We start from the raw sequence: 19,370 nt of genomic DNA on the forward strand, positions 1-19,370 counted from the left end.
CCCGGCTCCGGGGGGCCGCGGCCCGGCCGGGCCCCGACGTCCCCGAACGCGCGGCGGAGGCCGCGGCGGCGTCCGCCCTGCACACCGCCGGCGAGGACCCCCCCGCCCTCTCCCTCGCGGTGCACGCCCCGACGGCGCGTGACCCCCGCTTCACGCTCCTGCCGCTGCTCGCCGACCCCCTGGACGTGGCGCTGCCCGCGAACCATCCCCTGGCCCGGGCGCCCGGCCTGCGCCTGGCCGACCTCGCCGGTGAACCCTGGATCTTCGGAGGGTCGGGCCCCTGGTCGCAGATCACCACCGCCGCCTGCGAGGCGGCGGGTTTCGTGCCCGAGCAGGCCCACAGCGCCTCCGGCTGGACCGCCATCCTGGCCATGGTCGAGGCGGGGATGGGCGTCGCCCTGATCCCCCGGATGGCATCGGCGCCCGACCGGTCCCGCGCGGGCGTGGTCATGCGGGTTTTGGACGCGGACCGGCCGCACCGCCACGTCGTGGCGGCGGTACGGCAGGGGGCCGAGCAGGGCCCCGCGGTCGCCCGGGTACTGGCGGCGCTGCGGCGGGCGGCGGCCGGGTCCGAAGGCGGGACGGAGAGCGACCGTTAAGCGCGGCTGAAAGGACTGTGCGAAAACTTTCGATGGACCTGACGGGTTCCGGTGGGCGACAGTCGTCCCATGACCACCGACGCGAACGAGACCGCATTCCACGACTCCGACCCCCATGCCAACGACGCGGCCCCCTACGGCGGCGGCGACCCCTACGCCGACTACCGCACCGCCACCGACCTGCCCTTCACCGACCTCGTCGACCTCGCGGACCGCCGGCTCGGCGCGGGAGTGATCGCCGCCAACGACGAGTTCTTCGCCGAGCGCGAGAACCTCCTGATCCGCGAGCCCGCCGTCTTCGACCCCGAGCGCTTCGGGCACAAGGGCAAGATCATGGACGGCTGGGAGACCCGCCGGCGCCGCGGCGCGGACGCGGAGCACCCCTTCCCCGCGCCGGAGGAGCACGACTGGGCGATCGTCCGGCTCGGCGCCCCCGGCATCATCCGGGGCCTGATCGTCGACACCGCCCACTTCCGCGGCAACTACCCGCAGCGCGTCTCCGTCCAGGCCACCGCCGTGCCGGGCGCCCCGAGCCCGGAGGACCTCCTCGCCGACGACGTGAAGTGGGAGGAGCTCGTCCCGCCGACGCCCGTACGCGGCCACGCGGCCAACGCCTTCGAGATCACCGGCGACCGCCGGTACACCCACGTCCGCCTCTGCCAGCACCCCGACGGGGGCATCGCCCGCCTCCGGGTCCACGGCGAGGTCGTCCCCGACCCGGCCTGGCTCGCGGCCCTCGGCACGATCGACCTGATCTCGATCCTCAACGGCGGCACGTACGAGGACGCCTCGGACCGCTTCTACTCCTCACCGGCCCAGATCATCCTGCCCGGCACCTCGCGCAAGATGGACGACGGCTGGGAGAACCGCCGCCGCCGGGTCCGCGACACCAACGACTGGGTCCGCTTCCGCCTCCCGGCCCAGGGCGTGGTGCGCGCGGTCGAGATCGACACCGCCTACCTCAAGGGCAACGCGGCGGGCTGGATCAGCCTCCAGGGCCGCGACGGAGACACCGGTGAGTGGTTCGAGATCATTCCCCGCACCCGGCTCCAGCCGGACACCCCGCACCGCTTCGTGCCGGCCGCCGAGGCCGTGGTCACCCACGTACGCCTGGACGCCTTCCCCGACGGCGGAGTGGCCCGCATGCGCCTGCACGGCTCCCTGACCCAGGCCGGGACGGCCGAGCTGACCCGCCGCTACGAGCGCTCCACCTCGTAACCCCCCGCTCCGCCCGGCGGACGGCTGCGCCTTCGCGCCTGTCCGCCGGGCGGTTTCCAGCCCCCTAGGCGGTGGCCGCCGCCGCCGCGTCCGCGGCCTGGGCCCTCAGCGCCCGCTCCACGCCCGCGCGGGACTCCGACACCAGCCGCCGCAGCGCGGCACTGGGCTGCGCCGACTCCAGCCACGCGTCCGTGGCGTCCAGGGTCTCCTGCGAGACCTGGAGGGCCGGGTAGAGGCCGATCGCGATCTGCTGGGCCATCTCGTGACTGCGTGAGTCCCAGACCTCCCTCACCGCGGCGAAGTACCTCTCCGCGTACGGGGCCAGCAACTCACGCTGCTCCGTCTGCACGAAACCGTCGATGACCGCCTCCTGGAGGGAGTTCGGCAGCTTGTCGGACTCGACGACCGACGCCCACGCCTCGGCCTTCGCCTCCTCGGAGGGCTGCGCCGCCCGCGCGGAAGCCGCGTGGCGCTCACCCGCCGCCGTCCTGTCGCGCTCGTACTCCGCGGCGATCTCCTCCTCGTCCAGCAGGCCGGCGGCCGAGAGCCGCTGGACGAACGCCCAGCGCAGCTCCGTGTCCACGGCGAGCCCCTCGATCTCCTGCGTGCCGTCGAGCAGCGCCTGCAGCAGGTCGAGGTGGAGGGGGCTGCGGGCCGTCGCCGCGAAGGCGCGGGCCCAGGCCAGCTGGTGGTCGCTGCCCGGCTCCGCCGCGCGCAGGTGCGCCAGCGTCGCCTCGGTCCACTGCGACAGGCCGGCCTCGCGCCACGCGGGAGCCGCGTACAGGTCGAGCGCCAGCTTCACCTGGCGGTGCAGCGACTGGACGACACCGATGTCGGACTCCTTGCCGATCCCGGAGAGGACCAGCGCGAGGTAGTCGCGTGTCGCCATCTCGCCGTCGCGCGTCATGTCCCAGGCGGAGGCCCAGCTCAGGGCGCGGGGCAGGGACTCCGCGAAGTCACCCAGATGCGCGGTGACGACCCGCAGGGACTCCGCGTCGAGGCGGACCTTCGCGTACGACAGGTCGTCGTCGTTGAGCAGGACGACCGCGGGGCGGGCCGTGTCCGCCGGGAACGGCACCGCGGTGCGCTCACCGTCGACGTCCAGCTCGATCCGCCGCGTGCGGACCAGCTGCCCGGCCGCGTCGAGGTCGTAGCAGCCGACGGCGATCCGGTGCGGGCGCAGCGTCGGCTCGCCCTTCGCGCCGGCGGGGAGGGCGGGAGCCTCCTGGAGGACGGCGAAGGAGGTGACGTGGCCGTTGCCGTCGGTCTCGATCTCCGGGCGCAGGACGTTGATGCCGGCCGTCTCCAGCCACGCCTTCGACCAGGTCCTCAGATCGCGGCCGGAGGTCTCCTCCAGCGCGCCCAGCAGGTCGGACAGGCGTGTGTTGCCGAACGCGTGCGCCTTGAAGTAGGCCTGCACGCCCTTGAAGAACTCGTCCATGCCGACGTACGCCACGAGCTGCTTCAGGACCGAGGCGCCCTTGGCGTAGGTGATGCCGTCGAAGTTCACCAGGACGTCGTCGAGGTCCCGGATGTCCGCCATGATCGGGTGGGTGGACGGCAGCTGGTCCTGGCGGTACGCCCACGTCTTCATGGAGTTGGCGAACGTCGTCCACGAGTGCGGCCACCGGGAGCCCTCGGCGTACGCCTGGCAGGCGATCGAGGTGTACGTGGCGAACGACTCGTTGAGCCAGAGGTCGTTCCACCACTCCATGGTGACCAGGTCGCCGAACCACATGTGGGCCAGCTCGTGGAGGATGGTCTCGGCCCGCATCTCGTACGCCGCGTCCGTCACCTTGGAGCGGAAGACATACTGGTCGCGGATGGTGACCGCGCCGGCGTTCTCCATGGCGCCCGCGTTGAACTCCGGGACGAAGAGCTGGTCGTACTTGGCGAACGGGTACGCGTAGTCGAACTTCTCCTGGAACCACTCGAAGCCCTGCCGCGTGACCGCGAAGACCTCGTCCGCGTCGAGGTACTCGGCGAGCGAGGGGCGGCAGTAGATGCCGAGCGGCACCACCTGGCCGTCCTTCTCGTAGGTGCTGTGCACCGCGTGGTACGGGCCGGCGATCAGGGCCGTGATGTACGTCGACATGCGCGGGGTCGGCTCGAAGGACCAGACGTCGTCCTTCGGCTCCGGCGTCGGCGAGTTCGAGATGACCGTCCAGCCGGACGGCGCCTTCACGGTGAAGCGGAACGTCGCCTTCAGGTCGGGCTGCTCGAAGCTCGCGAAGACGCGCCGGGCGTCCGGCACCTCGAACTGGGTGTAGAGGTAGGCCTGCTCGTCCACCGGGTCGACGAAACGGTGCAGGCCCTCACCGGTGTTGGTGTACGAGCAGTCGGCGACGACCTTCAGCTCGTTGGTGCCGGCCCGCAGGTGCTTCAGGGCGATCCGGGAGTCGCGGAAGACGGCGGCGACGTCCAGTGCCTTGCCGTTCAGCACGACGTCGTGCACGGCGGGGGCGATCAGGTCGATGAAGGTCTCCGCACCGGCTTCGGCGGAGTCGAAGCGCACGGTGGTGACGGACCGGTAGGTGCCACCCTCCTGCGCCCCGGAGAGGTCGAGATCGATCTCGTACGCGTCCACGGTCAGCAGGCGCGCCCGCTCCTGTGCCTCTTCGCGGGTCAGATTCGTGCCAGGCACGCGGTCATCTCCTAGATCTGTGACGTTTTCGGCCATCCTTCCACGTGGGGCGGGCGCAACGCGATGTCCGTTTTCCGCCGGACCGTCGCAGGTGTGCGGACCATCCTGGAACCATGAACCTTCACGAGGCACGCCCCATCGGGCCGCATGTACTGGAAGAGCTCCGTACGGCCGACGACGCGGGACGCCCCCCTGTCCCGTACACGACGGCCGGAGACGGTGAGCCCCTGCGCTGCTGCCTGCGTGCCGCCGCGCCGGGGGAGCGGGTCGCACTGGTCTCCTACGCGCCGCTGCGGCGCTGGGCGGCCGGGACCCGGGCGCGCCCGGGGGCGTACGACGAGCAGGGGCCCGTCTTCATCCACGCCGACGCGTGCGGGGGGCCGCGGGCGGACCGGTCCGGCTACCCGTTCTCGCGGGCCGGTGCGCTGCGCACGGTCCGCCGCTACGACGCCGAGGGCCGCATCGCCGGGGGGCGGCTGCTGGAGATCCCGGACGAGGAGGAGCGGGGGTTCGACGAGGCGTTCGCGGAGGCCTTCGCCGACCCGGAGGTGGTGCTGGTGCACGTGCGGGCGGTGGAGTACGGGTGCTTCCACTTCGAGGTACGCCGCTGACGCCCTGGCCGCCACGAGCCTGCCGAGCGGTCACGCGGACGTGAGGCGCGGGCGCTCACGCGCGAGGGGCGGCCCCGGGTGCTCCCGGCGGCCGCCCCTCGCGTGGTGCGGTAGTCAGCCCTTGAGCTCGGCCGCCACCAGCTCCGCGATCTGGACGGCGTTCAGCGCGGCGCCCTTGCGGAGGTTGTCGTTGGAGACGAACAGCGCGAGCCCGTGCTCGACGGTCTCGTCGACGCGGATGCGGCCCACGTAGGAGGCGTCCCGGCCGGCCGCCTGGAGCGGGGTCGGGATCTCCGAGAGCTCGACGCCCTCGGCGTCCTTCAGCAGCTCGTAGGCGCGCTCGACGCCGATGGGGCGGGCGAAGCGGGCGTTGATCTGGAGGGAGTGGCCGGAGAAGACCGGGACCCGGACGCAGGTGCCGGACACCTTGAGCCTCGGGATCTCCAGGATCTTGCGGGACTCGTTGCGGAGCTTCTGCTCCTCGTCCGTCTCGAAGGAGCCGTCGTCGACGATCGACCCGGCGAGCGGCAGCACGTTGAAGGCGATCGGGCGCTTGTAGACGCCCGGCTCGGGGAAGTCGACGGCGCCGCCGTCGTGCGTCAGCTTGTCCGCGTCCGCGACGACCTTCGACGCCTGGCCGTGCAGCTCCGCGACGCCCGCGAGACCGGAGCCGGACACCGCCTGGTACGTGGCGACGGTCAGCGCCTCCAGGCCCGCCTCCTCGTGCAGCGGGCGCAGCACGGGCATGGCGGCCATCGTCGTGCAGTTCGGGTTGGCGATGATGCCCTTGGGGCGGTTCCTGATGGCGTGCGCGTTGACCTCGGAGACCACCAGCGGGACCTCGGGGTCCTTGCGCCAGGCGGAGGAGTTGTCGATCACGACGGCGCCCTGGGCGGCGGCCTTCTCGGCCAGGGCCTTCGAGGTCGCACCACCGGCGGAGAACAGCACGATGTCCAGACCGGTGTAGTCAGCCGTGGAGGCGTCCTCGACCGTGATGTCGGTGCCCTCGTACGCGATCGTGGAGCCCGCGGAGCGCGCGGAGGCGAAGAGCCGCAGCTCGGCGACGGGGAACTTCCGCTCGGCCAGGATCCTGCGCATGACTGTGCCGACCTGACCGGTGGCGCCGACGATTCCGACCTTCACGAGAACTCCTTCAAGCGTTTGAACGGGCACGTTGCCGGTCCATGATGCGTGTGTCCATGGCTTGCTTGTCCAATGCATTGTCCGGCAGACGGACCACCGACCACGAACGAACGTTTCGGAGCGCTCCCGCGTCAGAGGGGAAACACATCGCAGGGGAGGCAGTCCGTGTCGAGAAGGAGAGCGGCGGGTGCGGGAGTGGACCCGCTCGATCCGGCGCAGGTGAGCCGGGTCCGCGCGGTGCTGTCGCTCGGCGGGGTACCGGCATCCGACCTGCAGGACGGTGTGCAGCAGGTACGGCTGAGGTTGCTGGAGCGCACCGCGGGCGGTCTGGGGGCCCCGCGGGAGACAGGGGCGTGGGCGGCGGTCGTCGCCTCCCGTCTGGCCGCGGACTGGCACCGGACGCGGAACCGACAGGAACGCATCGGGGCGAGGCTCGCCTCGCTGTTGCCGCCGGACCACGGCACCGAGGGCGGCCAGGAGGCCCGGCTGGTGGCCCTAGCGGTCGCGGAGGGACTGGACGCGCTGCCCGCCCGGCAGCGGCAGGTGCTGATCCTCCGCTTCTACGCCGACCTCTCCGTCCCCCAGATCGCCACCGAGCTGGAGATCCCCGAAGGAACGGTCAAGAGCCGGCTGCACGCGGCGGCGAAGTCGCTGCGTGAGCGACTTCACGTGAACGAGGTGGTGTGACAGTGGGAACGGAAGCGTCCGACGAGCTGATGGCCGTGCTGATGAGGGAGCCGTCGCCCGCGAGCGGCCCCGCGGCGGCGCGGTACGCGGCCGCCGAGCGAGACATGGCGGTACTCGGTGAGCACCTGCACCTGATCGGAGATCGCCTGGCGGCGGAGGACGGGAACGAACCCGCCCCTGCTCCCGTCCGGTGGACGCGGGGCCGGAAGGCGGTGGCGGCCTCGGCCGTGGCCCTCGCGGCCTGTCTGGCCGGGGTCGCCCTGATGTGGCAGATCGCCCGGCCGGCGGCGGACAGCGAGGCCAAGCTCACCGAAGAGGGGATCGTGGCGTGCTCGCCGGTCGTGGCGGACGGCTCGGTGATCCGTACCGAACCGGCGGGGGAGGACGTGCGTGTGGTGCTGGAGGTCGACCGGTACCTCAAACCCGACGACGGACCGAGGGAGACCCGGTTCACCGTCCCGAGGAATGAGATCGGACTGTTCGACCGGGGCACCGCGGTCGTAGTGGCCGTTTCGGCCTTTGCGGATGAGCCGCCTCTGTATTTCCTCGGAAAAGAACGGGGAGAGGCATGGAAATGGCTGACGGCTGCGCTTGAGGGGTCCAGAAGTATCTCCTGCGACGGGCCCGGCTGACACCTTCTTCCGGCCACTTCTCCCAGGGTGTGCGGAGTACGCACATTATTCGTGTTGACCGGAACACACCAACCCCCGTTGAATCCGGCGTGCGATATTCCGGGCGCGGACGTGCGCTCGTCGCAGAGGGCGGGGGAATTCCTCATGGGTGGAAGACGAATGGCGGCTCCGTGGAGGGCGGGCGTGGCACTGTCACTCACCGCGCTGGCGGCCGGGGCGGCACTGTGGGGCAGCGGTGCGGCGGAGGGGAAGGCCGCCGTGCACCGCGACACCCAGGCCGAACGCATCATGAGCGGCAGGGAGGTGTTCGACTTCGGCAGCGTCGCGGAGATGGCGTCCACCTCGCTCGCGGTGGTGGAGGCGGAGGTCGTCTCCATCGCGCCGGGGCGGTCGCTCGGCAGCGAGGAAGAGGGCGGGGTGGACCAGGCGCGCGACGTCACCCTGTCGGTGACGACGTCGTACAAGAGGCCGTTGGTCAGCGCGCCGTCGACGATCGTCATGGAGGAATGGGGCTGGGACGAGGACGGTCACGGTTATCAGGTGGAGAACGTCACCTGGAGCGAAGTGGGCGACAAGGGCTTCTACTTCCTCACCTGGAGCGACGTGGAAGGCCGCTGGCAGTTGGTGAGCACGCAAGGTCGCGCGCTCATGGCGGACGCACAGGGCAATCTTCGTTCGTCGGCCACGCCGGGGACTCCCCTGTACACGGAGGTCGAGACGACGTACCGCGAGTTCCTCCACTACGAACTCAAACGTCTCCTGGACACGAAGAACCCCGCGCCGGACCTGCCGCGACCGCAGGCGGAACCGGAGGTCGTGCCGGAGGAGGACATGGAGGAGCCGGCCCCCGAGGAGGGCACCGAGGAGCCCCTCCCCGACGATTCCGTCGACGACGGCTCGGAGCCGGCGGACGGCACCGCACGCTGAGGCGAGGCCGGGTGCCCGCCCACGCATCACCTCCCGCATTCCCCTTCGACCGAAAGCGAGCACTACCATGCCTCGGCTCTCTCCCCGGCTGGCGTCCACACTGGGTGTGGCGGCGGCCCTGATCCTCGCCGTTCCCTCGGCGGCACACGCCAGTCACGACGACGACGGAACCGATCCGGACAACCGCAATCAGGCGGTGAAGGGTTTCAGCCTCACCACCAACGGCAAGAACGCCATGGACCACGGAAAGGCCGAGTTGGAACGCAGCGTCATCACCACCTCATGGGGTGGCGGGGACATCGAGGTCTACGACGGCGCCTACGGGAAGACCGGGTGGCACGGCCGGACGGACTGCACCGACTGGAACGCACTGTGGACCTCGTGCGACGTCATCCGCGTACGTCTGAACACGACGCAGGCCAAGAGCGCGTCCCAGTGGCGCAGCCTCGGATGCCACGAGTTCGGTCACACGGGGGATCTCGGACACCGTTCCGCGGGCGCCGACACGGACAACAACTCGTGCATGCGCGTGAACATCTGGCCCACGCACTTCGATCAGCACGACCTGAACGCGATCAAGGCGGGGACCTGATGAGAAGGCCGGCCGTCGGCAGCCGAGGGCGTGTGATCGCGGTGGCGGCGGGAGTGGCAACGGTCGTCGTGGCGGTCTGCGCGGTCTCGGGATTCCCGGTCACCGGAGAATCGGAGGAGGAGCGGTTCCGGTCCTCCTCCGGACGTGCGGAGTTCTGTGAGACGGCCGCTCCGCTGGACCTCACACGGACCGGCGAGCTGACTCCGCACAAGCGGCACCACGTCATCGAAGACCTGGAACGGACCGCGCCGGAGGGGATCTCGGCCGACTTCGGACGGCTGTTGCGCTGGTACGACCACCCCGAGCCGGAGGACGAGGAAGCAGCCCGCGCGTCCAGTTACGGCGTGGGCGAGTTCATCGAGCGGGTCTGCGACATCAACATCGGAGGAATCCGCAGCTGATCCGGGAGTGACGAAGGGCGGGTGCCCGGTCCGAGCACCCGCCCCTTGTCGTCAACGAGCCGTGGACCGGCCCGGTGGTGCTACGGCGTGACCTTCTCGATCACGACGCTGCCGGTGCCCGCCGCGGTGCCGCGGGAGTTCACCAGCTGGACCTCGCCGAAGAACTGCCGGCCCTCGGGGGCCGCTCCGGCGACCACGACCTCGGCACCGACCTGGGCGGACGCGCCGTTGGCCAGCTTCACGGCCTTCGACTCGTCGACCTCGATCGCGCCGAGCGACGGTGCGTAGTACACGTCGCGGTAGTCGTACTCGGTGGTCCCGGCCGGGACCGAGTAGCCCTCGATGACCACGGTGTACGTGCCGGCCGCCGGGTTCACCAGGCTGACCGACTCCTCCGAACCGGCCGTCGTCGAGGCACCCACCTCGGTCGCGCCCTTGAGGACACGCAGGTCGATGTCGGCGTTGGCGTCCGAGGTGCCGCCGATGGCGACGTCGAACTTCTCGACGCCCTCACCGATGGTGACCTCCTTGACGTACTCGCCGCCCGTGGAGATCGACGGGCGCTCCACGTCGGCCGAGCCCAGCGAGCCGCCCTTGAGCGTGCCCTCCAGGTCGCCCGCGTCGTTGGTGACCGTCCAGTCCACCGCGGCCGGCGTGCCGATCTTCGCCTCGGCGATGGTCCGCACCGCCGGGTCGAAGGTGGCGCCCAGGAGCGAGACATCCAGCTTGTACGGGTTGTCCAGCAGCGGCGACGTACGGCGGGACTCGACCTCGATCTCCCAGACGCCCGGCTGCGGGTCCTTGTAGGAGCGCGTGTCGGGGCGGCAGGTGTTGGCCGGGTTCTCGTAGTTCGGGTAGCAGTAGATCGTGGAGCTGTCCTCCACCGCGACCCCGTAGGGGTGGATGGAGATGAACCGCGTCTGGCTGCCCGAGCGCAGGGCGCTCATCGCGACCTCGAGGGTCCTGGCGCCCTCGGGGACGTTCAGGAAGTACGACGTGGTGCCGTTGCGCTGCACCGAGCCGGACGTCGTGAACGCGTAGCCCGGCTTCACCAGGTCCTTCGAGACGATGACCGTGCTGAGGATCTGGTGGTCCAGGCCCTTGGTCTTCGGGTCGTCCACCTGGAGGATCGCGCTGTGCACGCCGGCCGTGCGGGGCTTCGCCTGGACCTTGACGGTCACCGGCTTGCCGAGCGGCAGCGAGACGGTGCCCGGACCGGCCAGCGTGAAGGTGCCGTCGTCGTTCTTCCAGGACAGCTTGTGCTGCACGGCCTTGTCCGGACCCGTGGTGCGGGTGACGACGACGTCGTACGACTTCTTCTGGCCGGCCTTGAGGCCGCCCTCACGGTCGTAGAGGCCGGTGCCGAAGCCCGGGGTCTTCAGCGCGAAGTCGATCGCGGTGTCGACCGGGGCCTTCACCGTGTACTCGTGCGCCGGGGCGCCCTTCTTCTCGATCTGCTTCCAGGCGGCGACGATGTCGATCAGACCGGCGCCCTGGGCGTGCGCGGGCACGTCCTTGATGTGGGTGGCGGTGCTGGTCAGCGCGGTGCGCAGGTCTGCCGGGGGCAGCTCGATGTGCTTCTGCTTCGCTGCCGACAGCAGCAGCGCGGTCGCGCCGGCGGCCTGCGGCGAGGACATCGAGGTGCCCTGCAGCATGGAGTAGCCGGCGGGGAGCGAGTAGCCCGCCTCCTTGACCGGACCGCCGGGGAGCCAGGTCTGGGTGGTGTTGATGGAGGCACCCGGAGCGGTCAGGATCGGCGCGAAGCCGCCGTCCTCACGCGGGCCGCGCGAGGAGAAGGGCAGCATGTCGTACTTCTTGGTGACGTTCGACCCGTAGTTGGCCGCCCACGTCTCCTTGGAGATGGACGCGCCGACGGAGATGACGTGGTCGGCGAGGCCGGGGTCGCCGATGGTGTTGACCCCCGGGCCCTCGTTGCCGGCCGAGATGACCAGCTGGACGCCGTAGATGTCGATCAGGCGCTTGTAGAGCTCGGCGCGCGCGTTGTTGCCGTCGTTGAGCGGCGGCAGGCCGCCGATCGACATGTTGACGACGTCGACACCGCGGTTGACCACGAGGTCGATCATGCCCTCGGTCAGCGCGATGTTGGTGCAGCCGCCGGACCAGGTGCAGGCACGCGAGGAGACGATCTTGGCGCCGGGCGCGGCGCCGTTCATCTTGCCGCCGAAGAGGCCGTTGGCCGCGGTGATGCCCGCGACGTGCGTGCCGTGCTCGCTCTCGATGACGCCGATGTTCACGTAGTCGGCCTTCGAGCCGGCCGCGTCGTAGACGACGTTCCTGCGCGTCTCGACGACGAAGGGGATGCGCTCGACGACGTCGGTCCGCGGGTCGTCCGTACCGAAGTAGGAGACCTGGTGCTTGTCCTTGTACGGCTTGAGCACGGCGTCGTCGCGGAAGTCCGCGTCGTTGTCCAGGTCGACGCGGACGGTGCCGGCGACCGCGTCGTAGAGCACGCCCCACTCGTCGGTGGTGTCACCGTCGCGGTTGAGGTCGCCCGCCATGTCGCCGCCACGGGTGGCGGCCTCCTTGAACACCCTGAAACCGTACGAGCCGGCCGGTGCGGAGTACGTCCTGCCGCCGTTGGTGAACGTCGGGCCGGACACGGACTGGTTCATCCGCAGCCAGGTCCCGTCGCCGTCGCCGACGGGGTCCGTCGCCGTCACCCAGTCGACGATCTTGCGCTCGCCCGTGGTGGTCTTCCGCAGCGCCGGGTGGCCGAGGTCGACACCGGAGTCCAGGACGCCGATGGTGATCCCGCGGCCGTCCGCCTCGGGGTGCTGCTCGACGAAGTCCACCGCGCCCGTCTCGAAGGACGGGTTGTACGGGTTCTTCGCCGGGGTCTTCTTCCCCGGCGCCGGGTAGCTGCCCGTGGACTTCGGCTGCTTGGCCCCGGCGGCACGGTCGCCCGACGGGGTCGGGTCGTCCAGCTGGATCTCCTGCTTGAGATCGATGCCGTGGACCGACGACAGCTTCTGGGCCGCCTTGATGGTGGCCTCGGCCGTCGAGGTGGGCACGGTCGCCCGGACGTAGCCGAGCTTGTCGTACGTCTGCCCCAGCACGGACCCCTTGACGGAGTCCAGCTGCTCGGTCACCTGCTCGGTGGCGCCCGGCGCGGTGGCGACCATCAGCGTGACGTTCTTCTCGCCCGCGGCCTCGGCCTTCGCCAGCACGTCGGCGTCGGCCTCACCGAGCTTGTCGCCCTTGTCGCTGGTGGCTGCGGGCTTCACCGGTGCGGGCGCGGGGCCGTCGGCGGCGAAGACCGGCGCGGCGCCGGTGGCGGCCAGCGCGGCCACCAGGCCGGCGGCGGCCGCGATGCGGGCCGCGCGTCTCGCCCCGGGTATGGAGCTGGGGGATTCCTTGGTCATCAGCATCCCTGTATCTGAAAGTGAGAGTCCGGAATTCGGTACCGGATGACCGCTCAGCCTTTCGTAAACGACCGGGGTTTGTGGAGACTTGGCGGGGACGAGAAACGAACATGGCGGAGACCCGCCACCGCTGACAGTGCGCCACATGGGACGAACGGGGTGAAACGCCTCTCACCGCGGCAGCACCACCACATGAGCGGCCGGTTCCCGGTCCTCGGACGCCATGATCGCCGTGCGCACCACCACCGCCTGGTCCGCGGGGGCCTCACGCAGCGCCTTCGGCGTCATCCGTACGACCGTGACGCCGAGCCGCTCCAGGTGCTCCCGCTCCGCGGCGAAGGTCACGTGCTCCTCGTGGGGTGCCCGGGTGCCGAGTTCGAGCGCGACGGCCTGCTCGGGCCAGTACGCGTCCACGGCGCCCAGGAACGCGCCCCCCGGCAGGCACAGATCCACGTTCCACAAGGGCTCCGGCAGACCGTGTCCGCGCACCATCGCGTAGAGCCCGCCCTCCGCCGCCGCGCGCCCCTCGACGAGCAGGGCGTCCACGGCCTCCACCACGTGCGCCCGGCCCAGCAGCTTGCCGGCGCTCAGCTCCCGTACGACCGTGGCGGGCTCGCAGTGCCCGTCACGGACCGCCTCCGTCAGCGTCCGGCGTACCGCGGAGGCGTCCGTCAGCGTGGCGACCGCGTCGGCGAGGGCCCGCTCGACCGGCGCCAGCGGCACTCCGAGCCGGCGCTCGGGCCGCGGGAGCGAGGCCGCTCGCGTCACCTGCACGAACCGGGTGGAGCGCAGGCGCCTCGTGCGCGGCACGAGCACGTCGATCCGGTGCAGCGCGAGCATCGGCGGCGCGGAGGCGAAGCCGTACAGGCTCAGCGCCGCCAGGCCCGTGACCATCGCCTCGCCGTAGCCGGACGCGGACGGGCCCGTGGCGCCCCGGCGCGCGGCGGCCGGCGGCCGCCCCGCGTACAGCAGGGCGCCGTGCACCCGCTCCCGGCCGGTGGGCGGACCCGGGTGCAGCAGGTACACGCCCGGCAGCAGCTGCTGCCAGGGCCCGCCGGGGAGGCACTGGGCGGCGGTCTGGGCGGCGGTCACGCCGAGGGCGCGCAACTGCGCGGCGGACCGCACGCGGTGCCGGGGTTCCTGGACGGGACGGGGGGAGAGCGGGGTGTTCCGGTTCATGACCGGCAGGTTTCCGCAGGGGCCCCACGCGCTAACCCCCGTTACACGGCTGTCGACAATTCAGGACAACGCCGTCCTGAAGTACGTGTGTTCGGGTACCGAAAAGGGCGGTCACGCCGGAAATCGTGCGGCGCGCGCCCCACATGTGCGAGCGGGGGGCGCGCGCCGGGGAGTTCACGCCGCCGCGTCGCACTCCTGACCCCGCAGCGCCCGGGCCAGGTCGTCGCGTGCCTCCAGGACCAGCCGCCGCAGCGCCGGGGCCGCGGCCGGGTGCGAGGTCAGCCACGCGTCCGTCGCCGCGAGGGTCGCGGGGTCGTCCCGCAGCCCCGGGAACAGGCCCTTCACCACGTCCATGGCGATCTGGATCGAGCGTTCGGCCCACACCCGCTCGATCGCCTCGAAGTACGCGGCCGTGTAGGGCGCCAGGAGCTCCCGCTGCGAGGGCTGGGCGAAGCCCGAGATGGTCGCCCCGGCCAGCGCGTTGGACAGCTTGTCCGACTCCACGACCACCGCCCACGCCTGCGCCTTGACCTCGGCCGACGGGCGTGAGGCCAGGCACCGCACGTGGTGCCGCCTGCCGGACGCCGTGTCGTCACGGGCGAGTTCGGCGTCGGCTGCGGTCTCGTCCGCCGCGCCGTGCGAGACCAGCGCGAAGAGGAAGGCCCACCGCAGCTCCTGGTCGACCTCCAGCCCCTCGATCCCGCCCGTGCCGTCGAGCAGGGAGCCCAGCAGCCGGAAGTCGTCGTCCGAGGCGGCGACCGAGGCGAAGAAGCGCGCCCACGTCAGCTGGTGCTGGCTGCCCGGCTCCGCGCGGCGCAGCTCCCGCAGCGCGCCGTCGGCCAGTACCCGGCCGCCCTCCTCGCGCCACGCGGGCGCGGCGTAGTGCACGAGCGCCGACTCCGCCCAGGCGTGCAGCATCTGGAGCACACCGATGTCCGACTCACGCCCGGCGGACGACAGCACCAGGGAGACGAAGTCGCGGGCGGGCAGCAGGGCGTCCCGCGTCAGGTTCCACAGGGCGGACCAGCACAGCGCGCGGGCCAGCGGGTCCGTGACGTCCCCGAGGTGCGCGCGGAGGGTGGCCAGGGAGACCTCGTCGAAACGCACCTTGCAGTACGTGAGGTCGTCGTCGTTGACCAGCACGAGGTCGGGCCGCTCGGCCCCGGCCAGCTCCACGACCGTGGTCCGCTCGCCGGCGACGTCTGTCTCGGCGCGGGCGTACCGCACCAGCTCCCCGCCCGGGGTCAGCCGGTACAGGCCCACCGCGACGCGGTGCGGGCGCAGGACCGGATGGGAGGCGGCCGCCTCCTGCTCCACCACCAGCTCCGCCACGCGCCCCGCCGCGTCGTACGTCACGACCGGGGTGAGCACGTTGACGCCCGCGGTCTGCAGCCAGGCCCTGGACCAGGCCGTCATGTCGCGCCCCGAGGTCTCGGCCAGCACCGAGAGCAGGTCGTCCAGGCGCGTGTTGCCGTAGGCGTGCCGCTTGAAGTAGCGGCGCGCGCCCTCCAGGAAGGCGTCCCGCCCCACGTACGCCACCAGCTGCTTGAGCACGGAGGCGCCCTTGGCGTACGTGATGCCGTCGAAGTTCAGCTTGGCGTCCTCCAGGTCGCGGATGTCGGCCGTGACCGGGTGCGTGGAGGGCAGCTGGTCGGCGCGGTACGCCCACGCCTTGCGGTTGTTGGCGAAGGTGATCCAGCCGTCGGTGAAGCGGGTCGCCTCCACCATCGAGAAGGACCCCATGAAGTCGGCGAAGGACTCCTTCAGCCACAGGTCGTCCCACCACCGCATGGTGACCAGGTCGCCGAACCACATGTGCGCCATCTCGTGCAGGATGACGTTGGCGCGGCTCTCGTAGGCGGCGGAGGTCACCTTGGAGCGGTAGATGTACTCCTCGCGGAAGGTCACACAGCCCGGGTTCTCCATGGCGCCGAGGTTGTACTCGGGCACGAAGGCCTGGTCGTACTTGCCGAAGGGGTACGGGTAGTCGAAGTGGTCGTGGAAGAAGTCCAGGCCCTGCTTGGTGACCAGGAAGATGTCGTCCGCGTCGAAGTACCGGGCGAGGCCCTTGCGGCACATGGCGCCGAGCGGGATCTCCAGCTTCGACCCGTCGTCGAACGTACGGGTGTAGAGGTCGCTCTCGCAGTGGTACGGGCCGGCGACGACGCAGGTGATGTACGTGGAGATGGGCTTCGTCTCCGCGAACCGCCACACCTCGTCCTCGTGGAACTCCTCGGCGCCGTTGGACCGGACCGTCCAGCCGGCGGGGGCCGTCACCTGGAAGCGGTAGGGCGCCTTGAGGTCGGGCTGCTCGAAGTTGGCGAAGACCCGCCGGGCGTCGGCCGGCTCGTACTGCGTGTACAGGTAGACCTCGCCGTCCTCCGGGTCGACGAAGCGGTGCATCCCCTCGCCCGTCCGGCTGTAAGCGCACCGCGCGTCGACCACGAGGACGTTCTCGCCCTCGGCGAGGCCGTCCAGCGTGATCCGCGTGCCGTCGAAGACGGCCGCCGGCTCCAGGGCCCGCCCGTTGAGCGTCACCGCGTCCACCGACGGCGCCAGCAGGTCGGCGAACGTCGACGCCCCCGTGCGGGCCGAGCGGAAACGGATCGTCGTCACCGAGCGGAAGGTCCGAGGACCGGCCTCGCCGTCGTCCCCGTCGGGCTCGCCGACGGCGGAACGCAGGTCGAGCGCGACCTCGTATCCGTCGACGGTCAGCAGCTCGGCCCTCTCGCGGGCCTCGTCGCGAGACAGGTTCTCACCGGGCACGGAACACTCCTTTGTGTCTCGGACCGACCTGCCGTCGGAGGGCGGCCGGTCGGTCCCATCCGATCAGCGACGATCCTCGCATGCGGCCCTCCGCGGCCGTGACGGGGAATGGCCGGAGGGGCCCGGAGTGTTCTGTGCCACAGGTGCCGGACCGATCGCACGAGGAGAGACATGCCCGAGAACAGCACGGCGCACGGCAGGACCCCGGTGGACTTCTGGTTCGACCCCCTCTGCCCCTGGGCCTGGATGACCTCCCGCTGGATGCTCGAGGTGGAGAAGGTCCGTGACGTCGAGGTGCGCTGGCACGTGATGAGCCTGGCCGTGCTCAACGAGAGCAGGATGGACGAGCTGCCCGAGGAGTACCAGGACATGATGCGGACCAAGGCGTGGGCCCCGGTCCGAGTGGTGGTCGCCGCCGGGCAGAAGCACGGCGACGAGGTCGTCGGCGACCTCTACACCGCCCTGGGGACGCGCATCCACAACAAGGGCGAGGGCCCGACCCGGGAGGCCATCGCGGGCGCCCTGTCCGACGTCGGCCTCCCCGCCGACCTGCTGGAGTACGCCGACTCCGACGCGTACGACGAGGAGTTGCGCGCCTCCCACAAGGAGGGCATCGACAAGGTCGGCCAGGACGTCGGCACCCCGGTGATCGCCGTACCGGGCGCCGACGGCGAGCAGATCGCCTTCTTCGGCCCGGTCGTCACCCCCGCCCCCAAGGGCGAGGAGGCGGCGAAGCTCTGGGACGGCACCCTGCTGGTCGCGTCGGTCCCCGGCTTCTACGAGATCAAGCGGACGCGCACGCAGGGCCCGGTCTTCGACTGAGGCACCCCGCCGCCCGGCGCACGGGAGAACCCCCGCGAGTCACGTCCTCGCGGGGGTTCTCCGTTGTTCCGCCTGCCGGGTGAAGGTTGAGAAGACGATCACGAGGCAGGACGACTGCGGCCGGTCAGGGGGCGAGCAGGAGCACGTCGCCGCGCTCCTTGGCGGCGGCGTGGCGCTTCGCCACGTCCTGCCAGTTCACGACACGCCACATGGCCTCGATGAAGTCGACCTTCTGGTTCTTGTACTGCAGGTAGAAGGCGTGCTCCCAGGCGTCGAAGACCAGGATCGGGACCGAGCCCTGGCCCACGTTGCCCTGGTGGTCGTAGACCTGCTCGACGATCAGCTTCCCGCTGAGCGGCTCGTAGGCGAGGACGCCCCAGCCGGAGCCCTGCGTGGTCGCCGCGGCCTTCGTCAGCTGTGCCTTGAAACCGGCGAACGAACCGAAGGAGTCGGTGATCGCGTCCGCGAGGTCGCCCACCCCGTCCGCCGCGAGGGGCTCGCCGCCGCCGTCGCCGGTCATGTTGTGCCAGTAGATGGAGTGCAGGATGTGACCGGAGAGGTGGAAGGCGAGGCTCTTCTGCAGGCCGTTGACCGAGCCCCAGGCCTGCTTCTCGCGGGCCTCCTCCAGCTGCTCCAGCGTGTCGTTCGCGCCCTTGACGTACGCGGCGTGGTGCTTGTCGTGGTGGAGCTCGATGATCTGCGGGTTGATGACAGGTTCGAGCGCCGCGTAGTCGTACGGGAGTTCCGGGAGCGTATACGTGGCCATGAGTGCGGACCCCTCCAACTGCAGCATGGTTGTTATTGCAACTGTGTCGCAATTGCAGGCTAGCAGGAGGAGGCGCCGGAAGTGATCAGTTGCTGCTCCTGGGCCCGGAACACGGCCGGGAGCGTCCTCCGGCGCCGCCGACGGCGCCCGGGCCGCCGAACAGTCCTACGGAGCGGAGCGCAGGGCCGCCGAGTCGATCGCCGCCGACCACCGCCTCGTCGACCTGCTGGGCCTGCCCGGCTCGCCCGGCACCGGCGTGCCCCGCCCCCGCCGGTCCGCCACCGGCGCCGAGGACACCGACCGTACGCCGGACTCCGCACCTGGTGACTCGCACGCCCTCACCGCCGAGGAGTTCGACGCGGCCGCCGACGAACTGCGCGAGCTCCTCGACCAGGGCGTGACCTCCGCCGAACGCCGCCTCTTCGACCTGCGGACCGCCGCCGCGGACGACTCCCGCATCCTCGGCGCCCTCGGCGACGGAGGCCTGCTGCCCCCCGGCCCCGACGTCCTGGCGACCGTCGAGTACCTCGGTGAGCACGGCATCCCGGCGCTGCCCGGCTGGCGCTACCTCGCCCAGGCCGTCGACCCCGCCGACCACGCCTCGGTGCTCGCCGCGCGCCCCGAGCTGGTCGACGGCGTCGTCATCACCGATCCGGACGCGCACAGCCGCGCCCGGGAGGTCCTCGCCGCCGCCGCGCTGCTGCCCCGCTCGGCCGTGGCCGTCGGCACCACCGCGGCGCTCCTGGCCCCCGTCCCGTCACCCGGCGCGGGGGCCGGCACCGAGAACGTGTTCCTCGTGCCGCCCAACCCGGCGATGCACGACGAGCACGCGGCCGACGAGGAGCGGCACGCCCTCAGGGCGCGGGCCGCCGCCCGCGACGAGGACATCCGGGTGCTCTCGGCCCGGCTCACCGCGGACCGGGCACTCGCCGCCCGTATCCACGCATGGCGCGCCGACTGCCCGCCCGGCATGCTCGCCGAGCTCGGCGAGACCGCACGC

At 71.4% G+C, this 19,370-nt stretch carries 15 protein-coding genes and 1 pseudogene; 10 read left to right on the top strand and 6 right to left on the bottom strand.

The genetic code is table 11. The features are described from left to right. Together ABZ371_RS13080 and alc are read left to right on the top strand one after the other, a co-directional pair. On the top strand, window positions 1-599 hold a 599-nt coding region (locus ABZ371_RS13080; RefSeq protein ID WP_358677681.1), incomplete at its 5' end, for a LysR substrate-binding domain-containing protein. Window positions 600-668: 69 nt separating this feature from the next. Further along, the gene (gene alc / locus ABZ371_RS13085; RefSeq protein ID WP_358677684.1) at window positions 669-1,817 is read left to right on the top strand and encodes an allantoicase; all 1,149 of its coding nucleotides are present in this window, start codon (window positions 669-671) and stop codon (window positions 1,815-1,817) included. A gap of 64 nt (window positions 1,818-1,881) precedes the next feature. Here the strand turns inward: alc and pepN (ABZ371_RS13090) are convergent, their stop codons facing one another. Next, entirely contained in the window at window positions 1,882-4,461 is a 2,580-nt protein-coding gene (pepN, locus tag ABZ371_RS13090; protein ID WP_358677687.1) for an aminopeptidase N, read from the bottom strand. 113 nt (window positions 4,462-4,574) lie between these two features. Here pepN (ABZ371_RS13090) and ABZ371_RS13095 point away from each other — a divergent pair, with 113 nt between their 5' ends. Beyond that, window positions 4,575-5,072: a DUF1203 domain-containing protein gene (locus ABZ371_RS13095; RefSeq protein WP_358677690.1), complete on the top strand. Its 498-nt coding sequence runs from the start codon at window positions 4,575-4,577 to the stop codon at window positions 5,070-5,072. Between the two features lie 114 nt (window positions 5,073-5,186). Here the strand turns inward: ABZ371_RS13095 and ABZ371_RS13100 are convergent, their stop codons facing one another. Continuing rightward, window positions 5,187-6,215, bottom strand: a complete 1,029-nt coding sequence (locus tag ABZ371_RS13100; RefSeq protein WP_358677692.1) for an aspartate-semialdehyde dehydrogenase — start codon at window positions 6,213-6,215, stop codon at window positions 5,187-5,189. Window positions 6,216-6,380: 165 nt separating this feature from the next. Between ABZ371_RS13100 and ABZ371_RS13105 the strand changes: the two genes are divergently transcribed. The 5 genes from ABZ371_RS13105 to ABZ371_RS13125 all read left to right on the top strand — a co-directional run bounded on the left by ABZ371_RS13105 (window position 6,381) and on the right by ABZ371_RS13125 (window position 9,454). Then, a complete protein-coding gene (locus tag ABZ371_RS13105) occupies window positions 6,381-6,902 on the top strand; it encodes a sigma-70 family RNA polymerase sigma factor (protein ID WP_358677695.1) in 522 nt (173 codons plus the stop codon). 2 nt (window positions 6,903-6,904) lie between these two features. Next, window positions 6,905-7,534 (top strand): hypothetical protein, encoded by a 630-nt coding sequence (locus ABZ371_RS13110; RefSeq protein ID WP_358677698.1) that lies wholly within the window; start codon window positions 6,905-6,907, stop codon window positions 7,532-7,534. A 183-nt stretch (window positions 7,535-7,717) separates the two neighbouring features. Next, the gene (locus ABZ371_RS13115) at window positions 7,718-8,461 is read left to right on the top strand and encodes a hypothetical protein (RefSeq protein ID WP_358677701.1); all 744 of its coding nucleotides are present in this window, start codon (window positions 7,718-7,720) and stop codon (window positions 8,459-8,461) included. Window positions 8,462-8,528: 67 nt separating this feature from the next. Then, complete coding sequence (locus tag ABZ371_RS13120) at window positions 8,529-9,053, top strand: hypothetical protein (RefSeq protein WP_358677704.1); 525 nt, start codon at window positions 8,529-8,531, stop codon at window positions 9,051-9,053. Continuing rightward, the gene (locus ABZ371_RS13125) at window positions 9,053-9,454 is read left to right on the top strand and encodes a hypothetical protein (RefSeq protein WP_358677706.1); all 402 of its coding nucleotides are present in this window, start codon (window positions 9,053-9,055) and stop codon (window positions 9,452-9,454) included. Before ABZ371_RS13120 ends, ABZ371_RS13125 begins: the two co-directional genes overlap by 1 nt. A gap of 80 nt (window positions 9,455-9,534) precedes the next feature. Here the strand turns inward: ABZ371_RS13125 and ABZ371_RS13130 are convergent, their stop codons facing one another. From ABZ371_RS13130 to pepN (ABZ371_RS13140), 3 genes are all read right to left on the bottom strand, one after another. Beyond that, window positions 9,535-12,843, bottom strand: a complete 3,309-nt coding sequence (locus tag ABZ371_RS13130) for a S8 family serine peptidase (RefSeq protein ID WP_358677709.1) — start codon at window positions 12,841-12,843, stop codon at window positions 9,535-9,537. A 165-nt stretch (window positions 12,844-13,008) separates the two neighbouring features. Next, window positions 13,009-14,016 carry a hypothetical protein gene (locus ABZ371_RS13135; RefSeq protein ID WP_358677712.1) on the bottom strand — a complete coding sequence of 336 codons (1,008 nt, stop codon included), beginning with the start codon at window positions 14,014-14,016 and terminating at the stop codon, window positions 13,009-13,011. A 174-nt stretch (window positions 14,017-14,190) separates the two neighbouring features. After that, the gene (pepN, locus tag ABZ371_RS13140) at window positions 14,191-16,782 is read right to left on the bottom strand and encodes an aminopeptidase N (RefSeq protein WP_358677715.1); all 2,592 of its coding nucleotides are present in this window, start codon (window positions 16,780-16,782) and stop codon (window positions 14,191-14,193) included. Between the two features lie 171 nt (window positions 16,783-16,953). On the opposite strand from pepN (ABZ371_RS13140), the gene ABZ371_RS13145 reads away from it, so the two are divergent. Continuing rightward, window positions 16,954-17,604 carry a DsbA family protein gene (locus tag ABZ371_RS13145; RefSeq protein WP_358677718.1) on the top strand — a complete coding sequence of 217 codons (651 nt, stop codon included), beginning with the start codon at window positions 16,954-16,956 and terminating at the stop codon, window positions 17,602-17,604. A 124-nt stretch (window positions 17,605-17,728) separates the two neighbouring features. Here ABZ371_RS13145 and ABZ371_RS13150 read toward each other — a convergent pair whose 3' ends face one another. After that, on the bottom strand, window positions 17,729-18,370 hold the full coding sequence (locus tag ABZ371_RS13150; protein ID WP_358677720.1) for a superoxide dismutase: 642 nt from the start codon (window positions 18,368-18,370) through the stop codon (window positions 17,729-17,731). A gap of 121 nt (window positions 18,371-18,491) precedes the next feature. On the opposite strand from ABZ371_RS13150, the pseudogene ABZ371_RS13155 reads away from it, so the two are divergent. Further along, window positions 18,492-19,370: pseudogene (locus ABZ371_RS13155) on the top strand (hypothetical protein); the annotation flags it as partial.

Origin of the sequence: Streptomyces sp. NPDC005899 (assembly GCF_040629645.1) — a bacterium.
Classification (GTDB): domain Bacteria; phylum Actinomycetota; class Actinomycetes; order Streptomycetales; family Streptomycetaceae; genus Streptomyces.